The organism is Pandoraea commovens, from assembly GCF_024704525.1.
In the GTDB taxonomy this organism is placed as follows: Bacteria; Pseudomonadota; Gammaproteobacteria; order Burkholderiales; family Burkholderiaceae; genus Pandoraea; species Pandoraea commovens.
The window spans coordinates 241,771-260,124 of sequence record NZ_CP102780.1; the positions used below are offsets into that span (position 1 = coordinate 241,771).

Annotated in this window: 16 protein-coding genes; 13 read left to right on the forward strand and 3 right to left on the reverse strand. The window is 64.6% G+C overall.

Annotated features, from left to right (window positions below):
• The first annotated feature begins 21 nt into the window (after window positions 1-21).
• Together NTU39_RS01435 and NTU39_RS01440 are read left to right on the forward strand one after the other, a co-directional pair.
• Entirely contained in the window at window positions 22-1,113 is a 1,092-nt protein-coding gene (locus tag NTU39_RS01435) for a type II secretion system F family protein (RefSeq protein ID WP_150663908.1), read from the forward strand.
• A 2-nt stretch (window positions 1,114-1,115) separates the two neighbouring features.
• On the forward strand, window positions 1,116-2,006 hold the full coding sequence (locus NTU39_RS01440) for a prepilin peptidase (protein WP_246184512.1): 891 nt from the start codon (window positions 1,116-1,118) through the stop codon (window positions 2,004-2,006).
• On the opposite strand, the gene NTU39_RS01445 is transcribed toward NTU39_RS01440, so the two are convergent.
• Entirely contained in the window at window positions 1,977-3,710 is a 1,734-nt protein-coding gene (locus NTU39_RS01445; RefSeq protein WP_246184513.1) for a GMC family oxidoreductase, read from the reverse strand. The genes NTU39_RS01440 and NTU39_RS01445 overlap by 30 nt on opposite strands.
• Before the next feature lie 309 nt (window positions 3,711-4,019).
• Between NTU39_RS01445 and NTU39_RS01450 the strand changes: the two genes are divergently transcribed.
• The gene (locus NTU39_RS01450) at window positions 4,020-5,684 is read left to right on the forward strand and encodes an isovaleryl-CoA dehydrogenase (protein ID WP_257959040.1); all 1,665 of its coding nucleotides are present in this window, start codon (window positions 4,020-4,022) and stop codon (window positions 5,682-5,684) included.
• Between the two features lie 213 nt (window positions 5,685-5,897).
• On the forward strand, window positions 5,898-7,262 hold the full coding sequence (locus NTU39_RS01455) for a coniferyl aldehyde dehydrogenase (RefSeq protein ID WP_373275425.1): 1,365 nt from the start codon (window positions 5,898-5,900) through the stop codon (window positions 7,260-7,262).
• A gap of 130 nt (window positions 7,263-7,392) precedes the next feature.
• On the opposite strand, the gene metK is transcribed toward NTU39_RS01455, so the two are convergent.
• Window positions 7,393-8,571 (reverse strand): methionine adenosyltransferase, encoded by a 1,179-nt coding sequence (gene metK / locus NTU39_RS01460; RefSeq protein ID WP_150575112.1) that lies wholly within the window; start codon window positions 8,569-8,571, stop codon window positions 7,393-7,395.
• Window positions 8,572-8,758: 187 nt separating this feature from the next.
• Between metK and NTU39_RS01465 the strand changes: the two genes are divergently transcribed.
• The 5 genes from NTU39_RS01465 (at window position 8,759) to NTU39_RS01485 (ending at window position 13,827) form a co-directional block, all read left to right on the forward strand.
• Complete coding sequence (locus NTU39_RS01465; protein WP_150663910.1) at window positions 8,759-9,655, forward strand: lipid A biosynthesis lauroyl acyltransferase; 897 nt, start codon at window positions 8,759-8,761, stop codon at window positions 9,653-9,655.
• A gap of 43 nt (window positions 9,656-9,698) precedes the next feature.
• Entirely contained in the window at window positions 9,699-10,550 is an 852-nt protein-coding gene (gene dapF / locus NTU39_RS01470; protein ID WP_150736406.1) for a diaminopimelate epimerase, read from the forward strand.
• Window positions 10,551-10,697: 147 nt separating this feature from the next.
• On the forward strand, window positions 10,698-11,366 hold the full coding sequence (locus NTU39_RS01475) for a DUF484 family protein (RefSeq protein ID WP_150663912.1): 669 nt from the start codon (window positions 10,698-10,700) through the stop codon (window positions 11,364-11,366).
• Between the two features lies 1 nt (window position 11,367).
• A complete protein-coding gene (gene xerC, locus NTU39_RS01480; RefSeq protein WP_373275351.1) occupies window positions 11,368-12,393 on the forward strand; it encodes a tyrosine recombinase XerC in 1,026 nt (341 codons plus the stop codon).
• 219 nt (window positions 12,394-12,612) lie between these two features.
• Window positions 12,613-13,827, forward strand: a complete 1,215-nt coding sequence (locus NTU39_RS01485) for a class I SAM-dependent rRNA methyltransferase (RefSeq protein ID WP_150663914.1) — start codon at window positions 12,613-12,615, stop codon at window positions 13,825-13,827.
• A gap of 36 nt (window positions 13,828-13,863) precedes the next feature.
• Here NTU39_RS01485 and NTU39_RS01490 read toward each other — a convergent pair whose 3' ends face one another.
• On the reverse strand, window positions 13,864-14,736 hold the full coding sequence (locus NTU39_RS01490; RefSeq protein ID WP_150663915.1) for a DMT family transporter: 873 nt from the start codon (window positions 14,734-14,736) through the stop codon (window positions 13,864-13,866).
• A 189-nt stretch (window positions 14,737-14,925) separates the two neighbouring features.
• Here NTU39_RS01490 and NTU39_RS01495 point away from each other — a divergent pair, with 189 nt between their 5' ends.
• From NTU39_RS01495 to NTU39_RS01510, 4 genes are all read left to right on the forward strand, one after another.
• Window positions 14,926-15,420, forward strand: a complete 495-nt coding sequence (locus tag NTU39_RS01495; protein ID WP_039394764.1) for a Fur family transcriptional regulator — start codon at window positions 14,926-14,928, stop codon at window positions 15,418-15,420.
• 61 nt (window positions 15,421-15,481) lie between these two features.
• Window positions 15,482-16,561 (forward strand): CobW family GTP-binding protein, encoded by a 1,080-nt coding sequence (locus NTU39_RS01500; protein WP_150663916.1) that lies wholly within the window; start codon window positions 15,482-15,484, stop codon window positions 16,559-16,561.
• A gap of 393 nt (window positions 16,562-16,954) precedes the next feature.
• Window positions 16,955-17,374 (forward strand): RNA polymerase-binding protein DksA, encoded by a 420-nt coding sequence (dksA, locus tag NTU39_RS01505; protein ID WP_039401961.1) that lies wholly within the window; start codon window positions 16,955-16,957, stop codon window positions 17,372-17,374.
• Between the two features lie 203 nt (window positions 17,375-17,577).
• A complete protein-coding gene (locus tag NTU39_RS01510; protein WP_257959043.1) occupies window positions 17,578-18,153 on the forward strand; it encodes a hypothetical protein in 576 nt (191 codons plus the stop codon).
• Window positions 18,154-18,354: the final 201 nt, after the last annotated feature.

Below are 18,354 nucleotides of genomic sequence, written 5' to 3' on the forward strand. Positions count from 1 at the left end.
CGATGTTCAGCACCGAATGCCATGATCGAAGCCGCTAACCGTCTGCTCGCCAAACTCTCTCCCGCACGCGATCCGTATCCTGGCCTGACGAAGGCCAAGCGCCAGTTTCGCAAGTCCCGCGCCAAGTTCTACAGCGACTTCGCCGACGCCATCGAAGACGGTGCGAACCCGTTCGAACTGTTCTCGCGCCGCTATGCGCGGGCGAAGGAGCGTCGCAATCCGATGGCGCCGTTGTACGCCGTGTGGCGAGACCGGGCCAGTTCGAAGAACCTGCAAAAGTCGTGGGCGGGCACGATTCCCGAGGAAGACCTCGTCGTGATTGCGGCAGGCGAGAAGGGTGATTTGCCCGGCACGTTGCGCTTTCTCGCGCGCGTCGTTACGCTCCAGCAGCAAACGCGCGCGGTCATCGCGGGTGCGGTGGCGTTGCCGATCTTCATGTCGGTACTACTCGCGGCGATTCAGTTGGGCGTGGCCTACGGCATGATGCCGATCATGACGGAGATCATGCCGCCGGAGAAATTTCCGCTGGTCGGCGCGGGCCTCTATGCGATGTCCAGCTTTGTCGCGAACTGGTGGCCGCTCCTGTACGGCCTGCCGTTCGCGCTTGTCGTGCTGATGTCGTACTCGTTCAGCCGGTGGACGGGACCGCTTCGCCGTCGCCTGGACAACTTCGGCCCTTACGCCGTGTATCGCGACGTGCGCGCGGGCGAGTTTCTCGTGGCGCTCGCCGCGCTCACAGGTGCGAAGACCTCTGTGTTCGACGCCGTCTCGCTGCTGCTTACGCGGGCGTCGCCTTGGTTACGGTGGCATCTGCTGCGTATGCGGGCGTCGCTCAAGAGCGAGCGCAGCATGATCAAGGCGATGGACACGGGCATCTTCAACGAGGAGGTGTTCGATCGGCTTGTCGAGTACTCCGGGCGGACCAACTTCGACGCGGGCATTCGCAAGATCGGGTTGATGACCATCGAAGAGGTCGCGGAACGTATCCAGGCCCGCTCGGCCACGTTACGCTCCGTGCTTCTCGCGCTCGTCGGCCTGACGATCATCTTCACCGTGGGCGGCATGTTGCAGATTGGCCATGCGGCGGGCGAGTACGCGCAATCGATGTTCTGACGATGGTCTCTCTTTTCGAATTCCTGTGGTGCGAATTTCAGGCGCTGCCGCGTGAAGCGGTCGCTGCGGCGATGGCCGTGCTGGGACTGTTTGCGGGCAGCTTTCTGAACGTTGTCGTCTACCGGTTGCCGCGCATGCTAGAGACGCAGTGGGCGGGCGAAGTCGCCGCGTGGTCGGGACAGATTCCGCCGGTGACGCCGGTCTTTAATCTCGCATGGCCGCCGTCGCGCTGCCCGCATTGCGAATTGCGCATTGCGGCGCGTCACAACTTCCCGGTCTTCAGCTATCTCTGGCTGCGCGGGCGATGCGCCGCTTGTGGCGCACGGATTGCGCTGCGTTATCCCCTTGTCGAAATCGCCGTTGGCGTGCTGTTCGCTGCGATGGCGTGGACATTCGTGCCGTCGAAGCAATACGCTGCGATGCTCGTATGGTGCGGCTTCGGCGCGACATCGCTGGCGCTTGCCCTCATCGACATCGATACGCGATTGTTGCCGGACTTGCTCACGTTGCCGTTGCTTTGGGCGGGACTGTTATGCAGCGTGATGGGCGTGACGCTGCCCGTCGACGAAGCGGTGTTGGGGGCCGCGCTCGGGTACGTCGTGATGTGGACGATCGGATCGGCGTACCGCGCGCTGACGCACCACGAAGGTCTCGGCGGCGGCGACGCCAAGCTCGTCGCCGCCTGTGGTGCGTGGCTCGGATGGATCGGCGTGCCGCTTACGCTCGCCTTCGGCGCCGTGGCTGCGACGCTGGCGTTCGCCGCCTATGGGTTGGTGCGTGGCCGCGTGCTGCGCGAGCCGATGCCGTTCGGCCCATGGCTCGTGCTTGGTGCGTTGGCGAGCGCGCTGTGGGGCGAGCCGTTCCTAGACCTGTGGCTGCGCACGAGCGGCTAATGGGGTGGAAGCGGTCATCGTTTCGACGCCGGATGCGCCGTCGGGCGAAAAATCGGCAACGGCGCGTGCCTCGCCACGCGCGCTGAGGTTCTTCCCTGCGTCCTGATTCGATGCCCGCGCACTCGCGAGCATCATGTCCGCCGCCTTCTCTCCGATCATCATCGACGGGGCGTTGGTGTTGCCCCCGATGAGCGTCGGCATGATGGACGCATCGACTACACGCAATCCTTCCACGCCGCGCACCCGCAGTTCCGTGTCGACGACCGACGCCGCATCGCTGCCCATCCGACAAGTGCCGACCGGGTGATAGATGGTGTCGGCACGCGCACGGATCAAAGCCGTCAGCGCTTCGTCCGATTCCACGCCCCGGCTGTGTAGTTCTTCGCCACCGAACTTCGCGAGCGACGGCGCCGCGAGAATGCGCCGAATCACGCGCGCACCGCGCAGCAGCGTGTCGACATCTTCCTGTGCTTGCAGAAACGCCGGGTCGATGTGCGGCGCGTCGCGCATGTCGGCGGACGCCAGCGTGACGCGTCCGCGACTCTTCGGCCGAAGCACGCACGCGTGCAACGACAAACCGCGCCGCAAATGCAGACGCCGGTTGTGGTTGTCGCAAATGCCCACGAGAAAGTGCATCTGCAAGTCGGGCCGCGCGAGCGACGGTTCGCTTTTCAGAAAGCCACCGGCTTCCGCCACGTTGCTCGCGAACAGACCGCGCCGGTCGCGCAGGTATTCCATCCCTTGCGTGAGCAGATGCCACAGCCCTGCGGGCGTGTAGCCCACGAGATCACGATGCGCGATGTACTTGTTGACGATGAAATCGATGTGATCCTGCAAGTTTTCGCCCACGCCCGGTGCGTCCACCCGAACGTCCAGGCCGTGCGCGCGCAGCTGATCGGCCGGGCCGATGCCCGAGCACATCAGCAACTGCGGCGAGTTGAACGCGCCTGCGCTCAGCACGACTTCGGCGCGCGCATGAATCGTTTGCACGGTGCCTTGCCGTTGCAGCTTGATGCCCGTCGCGCGCTTGCCGTCGAACACGATGCGCTGCACCAGCGCGTCGGTGATCACATGCAGGTTGTTGCGCGTCTTGCCGTGCAGATAGGCGCGCGCCGCGTTCCATCGCTGACCGTCTTTCTGCGTCACCTGATAGATGCCCGCGCCTTCGTAATGCTCGCCGTTGAAGTCGTCGCTGACGGGGAATCCCGCTTCGCGCGCGGCGTCGACATAGTGTTGGGAGAACGGATTGACGGTGCGCAGATCGGCGACGTTGAGCGGGCCGCCTGCACCATGCCATGCGTTCGCGCCGCGCTCGTTGTTCTCGTTGCGACGGAAGTACGGCAGCACGTCGTCCCATGCCCAGCCGGTGCAGCCCGCCTGTGCCCAGTCGTTGTAGTCGTCCGGATGCCCACGCGTGTAGATCATCGCGTTGATCGAGCTGGAACCGCCGAGACCGCGTCCGCGTGGCTGATAACCCTGACGTCCCGCCAGTCCCGCCTGCGGTGTCGTGCGATAGCCATAGTTGCGGCGCGATGCGAACGGCACGAGTGCTGCGAGGCCGAGCGGCAGACGCACGAGAAAGCTGTTATCCGGCGGACCGGCTTCGACGAGTGCGATGGTGCGATCGGGCAACCCGTCCGCCAGACGCGCCGCGAGTGCGCAACCGGCTGAGCCGCCGCCGACAATGACGTAGTCATAGTCCATGCTGTCATCCTCCCTTGGATGGCACTGCTTCAACTTTGTTGTTGAATGCGTTCGCTGCTTCGTGTGCTGCTCGTTTTTATGATGCTTGGCGATACCTGTGTGGCATGTGTGCGTCGATCTCTGAGGCGTCTCGTCGACGTCACTTTGCAGCGGCACTCATTGTAGGCAGACAATGCGTGTGCCCGGGGGGGAAGTGAAGCATTCCTCTAATTTGTGCGAGCACGAGGGCTTAGCCGCTATGATGAAATGATCGACTTGAAGTGACCGTCCCATGTATGGCATTCGGGATGACGCGCAAGGGAGACACGGATGACTGAAGCCTGGCAGACGCATGACGTCACCAATCAGGTGCCGCCGCTCACGGACTACAACCTCTACGCGACTGACGCCGCGCTGCAAGCCGCTGTGGCGGCGTTCGATGCGGACTGGCATGCGAAGGAGTTGCATCGTCAGGGCGCACGTGTGGGCGAGGCCGAAGTGCAGCAGTGGGCGCAGGACGCCAATCGTCACGAGCCGGAACTGGAATCCTTCGATTCGCAAGGTAATCGTATCGACCGCGTCGCGTTTCATCCCGCGTGGCATTCGCTCATGGGGCTTTTGCGCGGTGCACAACTGCAATCGCTGCCGTGGGCGCATCCGCGCGGCGGGGTGATGGCGGCGCGCACGGCGTCGTACTTTCTGCATGCGCAGAACGAAGCCGGTTCGCTGTGCCCTACGACGATGACGTTCGCGAGCATTCCGGTGCTGGCGAAGGAACCGGCGCTCTTCGCCACGATCAAGGACAAACTGCTCGCGCCGCAGCACGATCCGCGCGACGTGCCGCTCGCGCAGAAGCACACCATGCTCATCGGCATGGGAATGACGGAGAAGCAGGGCGGCTCCGACGTGCGCACGAACACCACCGTCGCGACTGAAGTGGGCAATGGCGAATTCTCGCTCGTCGGTCATAAGTGGTTCTTCTCCGCGCCGCAGTGCGACGCGCATCTGGTGCTCGCGCGCGATAGCGACAGCGACGCGTTGTCGTGCTTCTTCGTGCCGCGCTACCGGCCTGACGGCCACAAGAACGCAATCCAGATTCAGCGTCTCAAAGACAAACTCGGCAATCGCTCGAACGCGAGCAGCGAAGTGGAATTTCAGGGCGCGTATGGCACGCGTGTGGGAGCGCCCGGCCGCGGTGTGCCCACGATTATCGAAATGGCGACTTACACGCGCCTCGACTGCGTGCTAGGTAGCGCGGCGATGATGCGCGCGGGCGTCGTGCAAGCGATTCATCATGCGCGGCATCGCACCGCGTTCGGCGCGAAACTCGTCGATCAGGACCTGATGACGGCGGTGCTTGCCGATCTCGCGTTGGAGTCGGAGGCGGCGACATGGCTGGCGATGCGACTCGCGCGTGCTTTCGACGCGAGCCTGTCGGACGACGACTCACCCGTCGAGCGGGCATGGCGACGCATCGTGCTGCCCGCCGCGAAGTTTTGGGTGTGCAAGCGCGCGCTCGAACTCGCGGGCGAATGCATGGAAGTGTGGGGTGGCAACGGGTATGTCGAGACGGGGCCGCTGGCGCGTCTGTATCGCGAAGCGCCCGTCAATTCGATCTGGGAAGGCTCGGGCAACGTGATGTGTCTGGACGTGCTGCGTGCCATGAGCCGCGAACCGGACGTCGCGCAAAGCTGGTTTCAGTGGCTCGGCGAACGCGTCGGATCGCACACGACGCTGCGTTCCGCGCTCGCGCAATTGCACGGCTGGCTCGCTGCCGACCCCGCGTCGCACGCGGTGCGCGCGCGTGCCATCGCACAACAGATCGTGCTGCTGTCACAGGCCGCGCTGTTGTTGGAACATGCGCCGTCCGAACTGGCGCACGGGTTCATCGAGAGCCGTTTCGCGAACGCAGGCGGACGTGTCTACGGCGTGATGCCGGACACGATTCCAGTCGGTGTTCAACGCGCGTGGCTCGACAGAGCGTTTCTTGCGTAGGGCATGACGTAAGACACGACACATCGACTTCATATAACGACAACATATCGACACGACAGCGGCCGGAGCACTCACGCACCGGCAGTCGCAGGGAGGAATGGCATGGGACACATGGACGAGATGGGCGGGGGCGGGCTGCACGAAGCAGCGACCTTGCAGACGTCGCATGACGACGATCTGGCGCGCGCCTTGCTGTTGCCACGCTTTGACGCAATGCGTCACGCGCACGATGCCGCCCCGCAAGTCGACTGGCCGACCCGCAAACGTCATCTGACGGCGCTGATGGACATGTTGCACAAGTATCGTGCGCCCTTCGCGAAGGCCATCGATGAGGACTTCGGCGGGCGGTCGCAAGAAGAGACCGACATGCTCGAATTGTTTCCCTCGCTGGGCAATCTGAAGCATGCGCTGTCGCACACACGTCGCTGGATGCGTGGCTCGTCGGGTTGGGCAAACCTCTGGCTCCTGCCTGCGCGCCGCGCGATTGTTCCCCAGCCGCTGGGTGTCGTCGGTGTGATCGTGCCGTGGAACTACCCGCTGTTTCTCGCTGTGGGACCGCTCACCGACGCACTGGCCGCAGGCAACCGCGTGATGATCAAGGTTTCGGAAGTCACGCCGCGTTTTGCGGAAGTGTTTGCGTCGGCCATCGCCGAGACGTTCCCGCCGGAATGGGTGACCGTCGTGACCGGCGACGCGCAGGTTGCACGCGCCTTTTCGTCGCTGCCGTTCGACCATCTGCTGTTTACCGGGGCGACGTCGATCGGCCACCACGTGATGCGCGCAGCCAGCGAGCATCTCACGCCGGTGACGCTGGAACTCGGCGGCAAGTCGCCCGCGATCATCGGCCCGGGCGCGCGCTGGGAACACGCCGTGGAGCGCATCATGCTCGGCAAGCTGCTCAATGCGGGGCAGACGTGCGTCGCCCCCGACTACGTGCTGGTGCCGCGCGAAAAGCTCGATACGTTCGTGGCGACGGCGCGGCAGGTGGCGTCGCGTCTCTACCCGGATGCCGTGAACAATCCGCAATACACGAGCATCGTGTCGGCGCGTCATTTCGAGCGGTTGTCCGGGCTGGCGGACGAGGCGGCCGCGCAGGGCGCTACGTCCCACCCCTTGTGCGACGCACCGGCACAGGCGGCGCGCAGACGTCTGCCGCCGGTCGTGCTGACGGGTGTGCACGACGGCATGCGCGTGATGCGTGAGGAGATCTTCGGGCCGCTGCTGCCGGTGGTGCCCTATGACGATCTGGACGCCGCGATTGCGTACGTGAACGAGCGTCCGCGTCCGCTCGCGTTATACATGTTCGACACCGACAATGCGCGCATCGATCAGGTGGTGGACGGGACCATCTCAGGCGGCGTGACGATCAACGACACGCTGCTGCACGTGGCGGAGCATTCGTTGCCGTTCAGTGGCGTGGGGCCGTCGGGTATGGGCGGCTATCACGGCGAGGCGGGATTCCGCACCTTCTCGAAGGAGAAGCCGATCTTCCGTCAGGCACGCTGGAATGGCGGCGGTCTGCTCAACCCGCCGTACGGCAAGCGGTTCGCCGCGATGATGAAGCTGCTGCTGCGCTGAGGGCCGGCCACGTCGTCGCAGTACGATCAGGCAGCCCAAAACAAAACCCCCGCCGGTTTGACCCGGGCGGGGGGTTTGTCTGACTGACGCCGGTCGAAACCGGCGCCTTCCGTGAAGCAACTCAGCCGAATCAGGCGACAGCGCGCAGACCGGCGTCGGCCAGCAAGGCGTCGGCACGATCCGTGGCTTCCCACGAGAATTCCGGCTCTTCGCGGCCGAAGTGGCCGTAAGCGGCGGTCTTCTCGTAGATCGGACGCAGCAGGTCCAGCATCTGGATGATGCCCTTCGGACGCAGGTCGAAGTGCTTCTCGACCAGCTCGGCGATGCGCTGATCGCTGATCTTGCCCGTGCCGAAGGTGTTGACCATGACCGACGTCGGACGCGCCACGCCGATGGCGTACGAGACCTGAATCACGCACTTCGACGCCAGACCTGCGGCGACGATGTTCTTCGCGACGTAACGGCCAGCGTAGGCTGCCGAACGGTCGACCTTCGACGGATCCTTGCCCGAGAACGCGCCGCCACCGTGCGGTGCGGCACCGCCGTACGTGTCGACGATGATCTTGCGGCCCGTGAGGCCGGCGTCGCCTTGCGGGCCACCGATCACGAAACGGCCGGTCGGGTTCACCAGGAACTTGATGTCGCCCTTGATCAGGTCGGCCGGCAGCACCGGCTTGATGACTTCTTCGATGACGGCTTCGCGCAGCGCTTCGAGCGCGATGTCCGGCGCGTGTTGCGTCGAGAGCACCACCGTGTCGATGCTGTGCGGACGGCCGTTTTCGTACTTGATGGTGACCTGGGACTTGGCGTCCGGACGCAGCCACGGCAGACGACCGTCACGGCGCACTTGCGACTGGCGCTCGACCAGACGGTGCGACAGGTAGATCGGCAGCGGCATGAGTTCCGGCGTTTCGTCGCAGGCGTAGCCGAACATGAGGCCCTGGTCGCCTGCACCCTGATCGAGGTTGTCGTCGTGTGCGCGGTCCACGCCCTGAGCGATGTCCGGCGACTGGCGGTCGTAGGCGACCAGCACGGCGCAGCCCTTGTAGTCGATGCCGTAGTCGGTGTTGTCGTAACCGATGCGACGGATCGTTTCGCGTGCGACTTGCTGATAGTCGACCGTGGCAGTCGTGGTGATTTCACCTGCGAGCACGACGAGACCCGTGTTGCAGAGCGTTTCAGCAGCAACGCGCGCGTACTTGTCTTGCGTCAGGATGGCATCGAGAACGGCATCCGAGATCTGGTCGGCGACCTTGTCCGGGTGACCTTCGGAAACGGATTCGGAGGTAAAGAGATAGTCGTTCGCCACTTGTGGCTCCTCTAACGTATTTGGCGACTCACGTTGCCGTCATCGGAGGAGAAGCGGCGACGCTTTAGCGGAAAGTTGGTCGAATGGGCTGCCTATGTATGGTGGCTCACTCGAATCGCCCCGCAAGTTGTCAGTTAACTCGGCGATGTCGCTTATTATACGCCCCTGAAGAAATCCTGCTTGCGACATGGCTACCACTCCCAAGAAATCCCTCGGGTACTACCTCAGCGTGGGTTTGCTGCGCGGACTCAACCTGCTGCCCTATAGCTGGGTCGCGCGCTTTGGCGCAGGCGTCGGCCATGTGCTGTACTCGATTCCCAGCTCCCGGAAGCGGGTGGTGCACACCAATCTGCGGCTCTGTTTCCCCCATTGGGACGATGCCACCCGCGAGCGCGTGGCGCGGGCGTCCTTCGTCCATGCGATCCGGAGCTACGCCGAGCGCAGCTTTCAGTGGTTTGGCAGCGGCAAGAAGCTCGAACGGCTTATCGAACTCGATTCGGCCGTCGATCTGCGCGCGCCGGACATGCCCCCCACGATTCTGCTCGGCTTCCACTTCGTGGGCATCGAGGCGGCGTCCGTGTTCATCAACTACTCGCTGCACCGGCCCTGCGCCTCGCTCTATACGCCGATGTCGAACCCGGCGTTCGACGCCATGGCCCGCGAGCAACGCGGCCGTTTCGATGCCGAGATGATCCCGCGCGGCGACAGCGCGCGCGACGTGCTGCGCATGTTCCGCAAGAAAAAGCCGGTCATGCTGGCGGCCGATATGGACTACGGCGCGCGAAACTCCACGTTCGTGCCGTTCTTCGGGGTCGAGACCTGCACGCTGACGTCGGTGTCGCGACTGGCGGAAGTCGGCCGGGCGCAGATTCTGCCGTTCATCGGCGAAGTGCTGCCTAACTTCAAGGGCTACCGTCTGAAAGTGTTCCCGATCTGGGAAAACTACCCCAGCGGCGACCCGGACGCCGACGCACGCCGCATGAACGCCTTCCTCGAAGAGCAGATTCTCAAGATGCCGGAGCAGTATTACTGGGTCCACAAGCGTTTCAAGACGCGCCCCGAGGGACAGCCGGGCGTCTATTGACCGGCACCGGATGCGCGTCGACCTTCTCCACTACAATAGCGGCATGAAGCTCAAATTCACCAAGATGCAAGGCGCCGGGAACGACTTCGTCGTGATCGACGGCATCTCGCAGACCATCGATTTCACGCCCGAACAGTGGCGTGCGCTCGCCGACCGCCACTTTGGCGTTGGCGCGGATCAGTTGCTGCTCGTCGAACGCTCCGCCATGCCGGGCGTGGACTTCCGCTATCGCATCTTCAACGCCGACGGCGGCGAGGTCGAGCATTGCGGCAACGGCGCGCGCTGCTTCGTCAAGTTCGTGCGCGACACCGGCCTGACCGACAAGCAGACGGTGCGGGTCGAAGTGCAGCAGGGCGTGATTACGCTCACGATGCGTGAAGACGGCCAGGTCAGCGTGGATATGGGCGCACCGATTCTCACGCCGTCCGATGTGCCGTTCGACGCGGCCGGCCTGGAAGGCCGCCGCGAGGGCGACGACACGCTCTGGCCGCTCGACGTCGCAGGCAAGACGACCTGGATTTCCGTGGTCTCGATGGGCAATCCGCACGCCGTGCAGGTGGTGGATAACGTCGACACCGCGCCGGTCGAGACGGACGGCCCGCTGGTCGAGCGTCACCCCCGCTTCCCGCGCCGGGTGAACGCCGGTTTCCTGCAAGTGGTGAGTCAGCACGAAGCGCGGCTGCGCGTGTACGAGCGCGGCGCGGGCGAAACGCTGGCCTGCGGTACGGGCGCGTGCGCGGCGGCAGTGGCGGGCATCCGTCGCGGTCTGCTCAAGGCACCTGTTGCCATCGAGACGCACGGCGGCACGCTCACCATCGACTGGGACGGCGCAAGCGGTCCGGTCATCATGACGGGACCGGCTGCCACGGTCTTCGAGGGTACGATCGAAGTCTGACGTCTTCGGCGTCAGGGCAGGCAGCATGGCATTGGTTTCAGACGGATTCTGATTTAGCGACCCAGGCGGCCGCACGTCACCCTTGTGTTCGGCGTATCGAATATGAGGTATGACAGGCGGCAGTTGACGAACAGCAGACGGACATTCATGAACGACCGAGATATTGCGGAATACCTGATTGCGCATCCCGACTTCTTCGAGCGCCATGCCGAATTGCTGGCTGGTGTGCGGCTCACCAGCCCGCACGGCCAGCGGGCGGTGTCGTTGCAGGAGCGTCAGATCGAGATGCAGCGCGAGAAGACCAAGCAGATCGAGCGACGCCTCGCCGAACTGATGCGCTACGGCCACGAAAACGACGATATCTCGGGCAAGCTGCACCGCTGGACCCTCGGTCTGCTGGGCGAGCGTGACCCGCACGCGCTGCCCGAGGCGATTGCCCGTGGTCTGCGCGACGTCTTCAATGTGCCGTTCGCGGCTGTGCGTCTGTGGAACGTGGCCGCGCCGTATCAACCGGCCGAGTTCGCCCGCAGCGTCAGCGAAGAAGTGAAGATTTTCGCGACGAGCCTGGTCACGCCGTACTGCGGCGCGAACACGGGCTTCGAAGCGGTGACATGGTTGGGCGCGCCGAGCGATCCCGCGTCCGTCGCACTGCTCGCGTTGCGCGACCCGCAAGTGACCGACGGCCCGGTCTTCGGCCTGCTCGTCATGGGCTCGGAAGACGCACGCCGCTTCCATGAAGGCATGGCAACCGACTTCCTCACGCAGATCGGCGAACTGGCCGGTGCTGCCCTCGGCAAGCTGCGCGCCAACGACTGAGATGCGCTCCGGAGCGGCGGCTGGCAAGGGAAAGGGGACGCGCGGGGCGACCGGGGTGACGCACGACACGTCGCCTGAATTGTCTCCTGACTCGCCGCCTGAACCGCGGCTTGAGCCGGGCATCCGCACCTATCTGACGTCGCTGGCCAGCGAGCGCAAGCTCGCGGCGCTCACCCTGGAAAACTACACGCGCGACCTGCGTCAGTTGCAGCGTCTCGCGGGCGGTCGTGCGCTCGAATCGCTGCAACACGGCGACATCCGCCGCTTCGTGATGAAGCTGCATAGCGAGGGGCTGGTCGGCCGCTCGATTGCCCGCAAGCTCTCCGCCTGGCGCGGCTACTTCGCGTGGCTCGCTCAGCGCACCGCGCTCGCTGCGAATCCCGTCGAAGGCGTGCGCGCACCCAAACAACCCAAACCGTTGCCCAAGGCACTGTCGCCCGATCAGGCGTCGGCGCTTGTCGAGTTCGCGACGGGCACGTCGGCCGAGGCCGTGCGCAATCGCGCAATGTTCGAACTGCTTTACTCGTCGGGCCTGCGTCTGTCGGAACTGACGGGGCTTGACCATCGTTACGTCGAGGCCGACGGCTACCGTTCTGCGAGCTGGCTGGATCTGGCCGAGCGCGAGGTCGTCGTGACGGGCAAGGGCAACAAGCGGCGTCGCGTGCCGGTGGGCGAGAAGGCCGCGCAGGCGCTGGCGCAATGGCTGGAGATGCGCACGCCGTTGGCGACGGCCGAGCCGCACGCCCTGTTCCTGTCGGCGCGCGGCAAGCGCATCGGCGCGCGCGCGGTGCAGCAGGGGCTGGAGCGGCATGCGCTGGCCGCCGGACTGCCGACGCACGTGCATCCGCACATGCTGCGTCACTCGTTCGCGACGCATGTGTTGCAATCGTCCGGCGATCTCCGGGCCGTGCAGGAAATGCTCGGCCACAGCAATATTTCGACGACGCAGATCTACACGAAGCTCGATTTCCAGCACCTCGCCAAGGTCTACGATCAGGCGCATCCGCGCTCACGCAAGAAGCCGTGAGGCTGGCCCCGATGTCGCATCGGGCTGACGATGCGCTTTACGGCGTGCGCGCCGAGTCGGTGTAGAATCGCGTCCTTCCCCAGCAAGTCCCGCACGTTGTGCGTTGTGCCGTCCGTGCGCCGGAGGCCTCCCGCGTGTGGCCGAGCCGTAGCAGCTGCATCGGCCCGCCGTGCCGCGAGACTTGCCCGTCACCCGAATGCAACCGTTGGTCCGTCCCGCATGAATACCTTGACCCTCAAGCCCGGCAAAGAAAAGTCCTTGCTGCGCCGTCACCCCTGGATTTACGCCACCGCCGTGGCGCGTGTGGACGGCAATCCGGCCTCCGGTGCTACGGTCGTGGTGCGGGCCGCCGACGGCCGTTTCCTCGCGCGCGCCGCGTTCAGCCCGGTGTCGGCCATCCGCGCCCGCGTGTGGACGTTCAACGAAAACGAGCCGGTCGATCACGCGTTCTTCAAGCGTCGCGTGTCGGCGGCGCTGGCGTACCGCGAAGAGATGGTCCACGACACGGGCGCGACGCGTCTGCTCTTCGGTGAGGCCGACGGCCTGCCGGGCCTGATCGTCGACCGTTATCAGTCCGCGCCGGGCCAGCCGGAGACCGATCAGCTCGTCTGCCAGTTCATGGCGGCGGGCGTTGAAGCCTGGAAGGACGCCATTACCAAGGCGCTCGTGGGCGCGACCGGCTGCCCGAACGTCTATGAGCGTTCCGACGCGGCGGTGCGCGAGCGCGAAGGGCTGCCGAGCATTACCGGCGTGCTGGCCGGGGCCGAGCCGCCCGAAGCCCCCGAGTTGCTGACGACCCACGAAAACGGCGTGAAGTATTACGTCGACGTGCGTAATGGCCACAAGACCGGCTTCTACGTCGACCAGCGCGACAACCGTCGGCTCGTTCAGCAACAGGCCAAGGGCCGCGACGTGCTGAACTGCTTCTGCTACACCGGTGGCTTCTCGCTGGCGGCGCTGGCAGGTGGTGCGCAGAGCGTGCTGTCGATCGATTCGTCGGGAGAGGCGCTGGCGATTGGCGCGCGCAACGTCGAACTGAACGGTTTCGACGCCGCCCGTGCCGAGTGGCGCGATGCGGACGTCTTCAAGACGCTGCGTGCCCTGCGCGAAGAAGGCCGCACGTTCGACATGATCGTGCTCGACCCGCCGAAGTTCGCGCCGTCGGCGCATCACGTGGACCGCGCTGCGCGTGCGTACAAGGACATCAACATGGCGGGCTTCCGTCTGTTGCGTCCGGGCGGTCAGTTGCTCACCTACTCGTGCTCGGGCGCGATCGATGCCGATCTGTTCCAGAAGATCGTGGCCGGTGCAGCCGTCGATGCCGGTGTCGACGCGCGTATCCTGCGTCGCCTGTCGGCTGGCATGGATCACCCGATGCTCACGCAATTCCCCGAAGGCGAATACCTCAAGGGACTTTGGTTGCAGCGGATGTGAGTGCTTGCTTTCTTGGTGTGGCCCGTCCGCCGGGTATCAACCCAGCGTCAGACCGACCACGCCCAAGGCGATCAGTACGGCACCGCCCACGCGGCGGTGCATCTCTCCCTCTCCCAGCACCCGCACGCCGAGCAGCGCGGCGACCATCATCGACATCTCCCGCGCCGGGGCGACGTGCGAGACGGGCGCGTACTTGAGCGCCGTCAGGATCAGGAAGTAGGACATCGGCGAGATCGTGGAAATGATCAGGATCTTGCGCCAGTTGGCCTGCCACAGCACGGCGATGCGGGTCGGACGGGAGAGTGCCGTCGGCGCGGACAACACGACCCGCAGCACGTTTTCCAGGTAGTAGTAGACGAGCGGCGCGAGCATCAGGGTGCGGATGGCGTAGGCATCTGCCAGCGTATACGCCGCGATGAATCCGCCCGTCAGCACGCCCCAGCCTGCGCCCGCGTGCATGCTGCCGCGCCGGAACAGGCGTTCGCCACCGGCGATCACCAGCACGCCACACACGACCAGCGCAATGCCCACCAGCGCCAGCCAGCCCGGGCGTTCACCCAGCAGCACGATGGCGCCGATGGACGACAGCAACGGGCCTGTGCCGCGTGCGAGCGGGTAGACGACCGAGAGATCGCCCACGCGGTAGCCGCGCTGCAAGACCAGGGTGTAGCCGTAATGCAACAGAGCGCTGACGGTGATGACACCCCAGCCGAGCGCTGACGGCCAACTGGCTTGTCCCGCGAGGAAATACAGCGCCAGCGGCGTGTAGATCACGACGGTCAGCAGGGCGTAGAGGAAGACCAGTTGCGGGCCACCGCCTTCGCGCGTATCGATGCGCTTGGCGACGAAATTCCAGGTGGCGTGCAGAAACGCGGCGGTGACGACGAGGGCGAGGGCGGTGAGCGACATGACGAAGGGGGTTTTTTGTGTCAATTGTATGACGCATTGCCGGTTCACTTCCCGTCACGTCGCCCCGATCTCATCCCATTCGTCGGCTAATATCCCGCCATTCCTGGTCCAAATGAGGCAACCTCGGGGCCGTCCGGACCAATTTGCAACTCGGTTGCAGCGCTGACGGCGCTGTGCTTAAATCGATTCATGAGCCTTACTCAATTACAACCGTATCTGGAAGCCGCCCGCACGAGCTTGCAGGAGCAATCGGGCCGCGTGACTTCGGGGCGTGTTCGTGTGCTGGCCTTGCTGCTCAAGGCAGGCCGCCCGCTCACACATCAGGAAGTGCTGGCCGATCTGGCCACCGACGCCGATCCGCTCGACCGCGTGACGGCCTACCGCGTGCTCGACTGGCTGGTCGCGCAGGGCTGGGCGATCAAGCAGGCGGGCGACGACCGTATCTTCCGCTTCGTCATGGCCGAGCACGTCGATCCCGAGCGTGCGAGCGCGCCGCGTCCGCATACGCAGCACGGTCATTTCCGCTGTGTACGCTGCCATCGAACTTTTTGTCTTGACGATTGGCCCCAGCATCCCCAATTGAGTGAGCGCGAACTCAAGCGTCTGCCCAAGGGTTTCGTGGGCGAACAGGTCGAGCTGCTGATTCATGGCACCTGCGCCCAATGTGCGGGCGCCACCAACTGACACGGCACACGCCGCCGCCGGCGCATTCCGATGCGCCGCATCATCACAGGACATTGCATTCATGACTCCCGTCACCATCCTGACCGGCTTTCTGGGCAGCGGTAAAACCACGCTGCTCAAGCGCATCCTGACCGAAGCGCACGGCATGAAGATCGCCGTCATCGAAAACGAATTCGGTGAAGAGAACATCGACAACGACATCCTCGTGCAGGACAACGCCGAGCAGATCGTGCAGATGAGCAACGGCTGCATCTGCTGCACGATCCGTGGCGACCTGGTGCAGGCGCTTTCGGATCTGAACAGCCAGCGCGACGCCGGTTCGATCCAGTTCGACCGTGTGGTCATCGAGACGACCGGCCTGGCGAACCCCGGCCCGGTGGCGCAGACCTTCTTCATCGACGACGAAGTGGCCGACACCTACCGCCTGGACGCCATCATCACGCTGGTCGACGCCAAGCACGGCCAGCAGCAGCTCGATCAGCACGAAGTGGTGCAGCGTCAGGTGGGCTTCGCCGACCGTCTGTTCATTACGAAGGCCGATCTGGTGACGCCGGATGCCCTCGACGACCTCAAGCACCGTCTCGCGCACATGAATCCGCGTGCGCCGCAGCAGGTAGTGGACTTCGGTCAGGCCGATCTTAAGCAGATCTTCGACATCCACGGCTTCAACCTGAACGACAAGCTCGACATCGATCCGGACTTCCTGGCCGCCGACGAGCACACGCACGACCACGACCACGGCCATGACCACGATCACGCGCACTGCGACCATGATCATGGGAAGTGCGACCACGAAGGTCACGACCACGGGCACGCTCACCACCACCATCACGCGCATCACGACGACGCCATCAAGTCGTTCGTCTTCCGCAGCGAAAAGCAATTCGATCCGGCCAAGCTGGAGGATTTCCTCGGGAGCATCCTACAGGTGTACGGCGAACGCTTATTGCGTTATAAAGGCGTATTAAACATGCGCGGTATCGACCGCCGGGTCGTGTTCCAGGGCGTTCACCAGATGATGGGTAGCGACGTGGGCACGAAGTGGCAACCCGGTGAGACGCCGAACACCAAGATGGTGTTCATTGGCGCGGAACTGCCGAAAGACATCATCCTGCAAGGGCTGGAGCGCTGTCTGGTCTGAGCGGAATCGCCGAATCCGGTGACGGGAAAGCCCTTAATCGGGACTGTCGAACGATTCGGTTACAATACCTGCCCACTGGGACCGCCGCCAGCGAATCGACGCGGCATTCCGGGGGGTAGGCAGGGGAGCACCGTCATGGCCACCGCCTCTCGCAAGACTGCCACCGCACGCCCCACGCGCCGGTCTGAACCGGCACTGGGCGCGGGCGCCAAGCGTGCTCCAGCAGGCAAATCGAAGACGGGCGACGAGGCCGCCGCCAAGAAGAAGGCGCCGCCCAAATCGCCCGGCAGGAAAGTAACCCAAGAAGCCGCCCGCGGCATTGCCGGTAAGCAAGACGTGCCACCCGCTACAGGGGCATCGCCGGATCATCCGAAAGAGACGCCACAGAAACCCATGAGCAAGCAACGACTTTTGACCGAGGCCGAAATTCTGAAGATGTCCGACAAGGACTACATGAATGCGGCTCAACTCGAATTCTTCAAGAATCGTCTGGAAGAGCTGCAAGCCGAAATTCTGCGTAACGCCGGGCAGACGACCGAGAACCTGCGGGAAACCGTGGTGGTTCCGGATCCGGCCGACCGCGCGACCATCGAAGAGGAACACGCGCTCGAGCTGCGCACGCGCGATCGCGAACGCAAGCTGCTGAAGAAGGTCCAGCAGTCGCTCGCCCGCATCGACTCGGGCGATTATGGCTGGTGCGAAGAAACCGGTGAGCCGATCGGCGTGCCGCGTCTGCTCGCCCGCCCGACGGCGACGCTGTCGCTCGAAGCACAAGAGCGTCGCGAACTGCGTCAAAAGCTGTTCGGCGACTGATCGTCGGCCAGCCGGCCCCGGCAACCGCGCGGTGGCGGTGCCCGGTGGCCTCAGTCGATCAAAGGCATGTCTTCGCGACATGCCTTTTTTCTTTCGCGGCTGTCATCGCTCAGCCGTTATCCCTGCACTGTCATCCCTCATAGCGCTCGCGGGTGTTGTCACTTTATGGCAGAATTGCAACTCAGTTGCAATTCCTGTCACTCATGCCTTCCATCGACTCTGCTTCCCGCCCGTGGCGTGTGCGTTCGCGCACGCGCATTGGACGTGGCCGCAGCGGATGGATCGTCTGGCTCATCACCGCACTGCTCTGCGTGCAGATTTGGGGCCTGCAACATGAGATCGCGCACGCACGCGAGCTGTCCGGCATCGGGCAACACACGTCGGGGCGCAGCGGCGCGCCAGCCGCAACGAACGCCGCCGAGGCTGCCGTTGCAAATATGGCGGACACCGCCGACACCGCCGACACCGCCGACACCGCCGACACCGCCGACACCGCCGACACCGCCGACACCGCCGACGACGCCGACGACGCCGACGACGCCATCGCGGCCGACTGGTCCGCGCAATCGTCGCGCACGACGCACGCCAGTTTCGGCACTCACCACCATCATTGCCATCTCTTCGAAGGGGCGACGCTCTCGGCTGCGATGGCCGTGGCGGTCCTCCAATGGGCAGGTGACGCCAGCGCGGCGCACGCACCGTTGCAGGTCAACGGACGAAGCCATGCGAGCGCTGTCGTCCTACCGTTCGACTCCCGCGCCCCGCCGGTCACGGTCTGAATCCCCGCGCATTGCCCTGTGAATCGTCGACTCGTCGTCTGAGACGTGCGGTCGACGCATTCGCATTGCCTTCGCGCGCACCTGACGAATTTCCACCTGCACGCACGCCGATCTGCGCCGCCAGACGGATGCCGCGCGTCCATTCGTCCCGTTGCTGCGCCGAAACACGGGGCCCCGGCCCCATCAGACCGAATACAAACA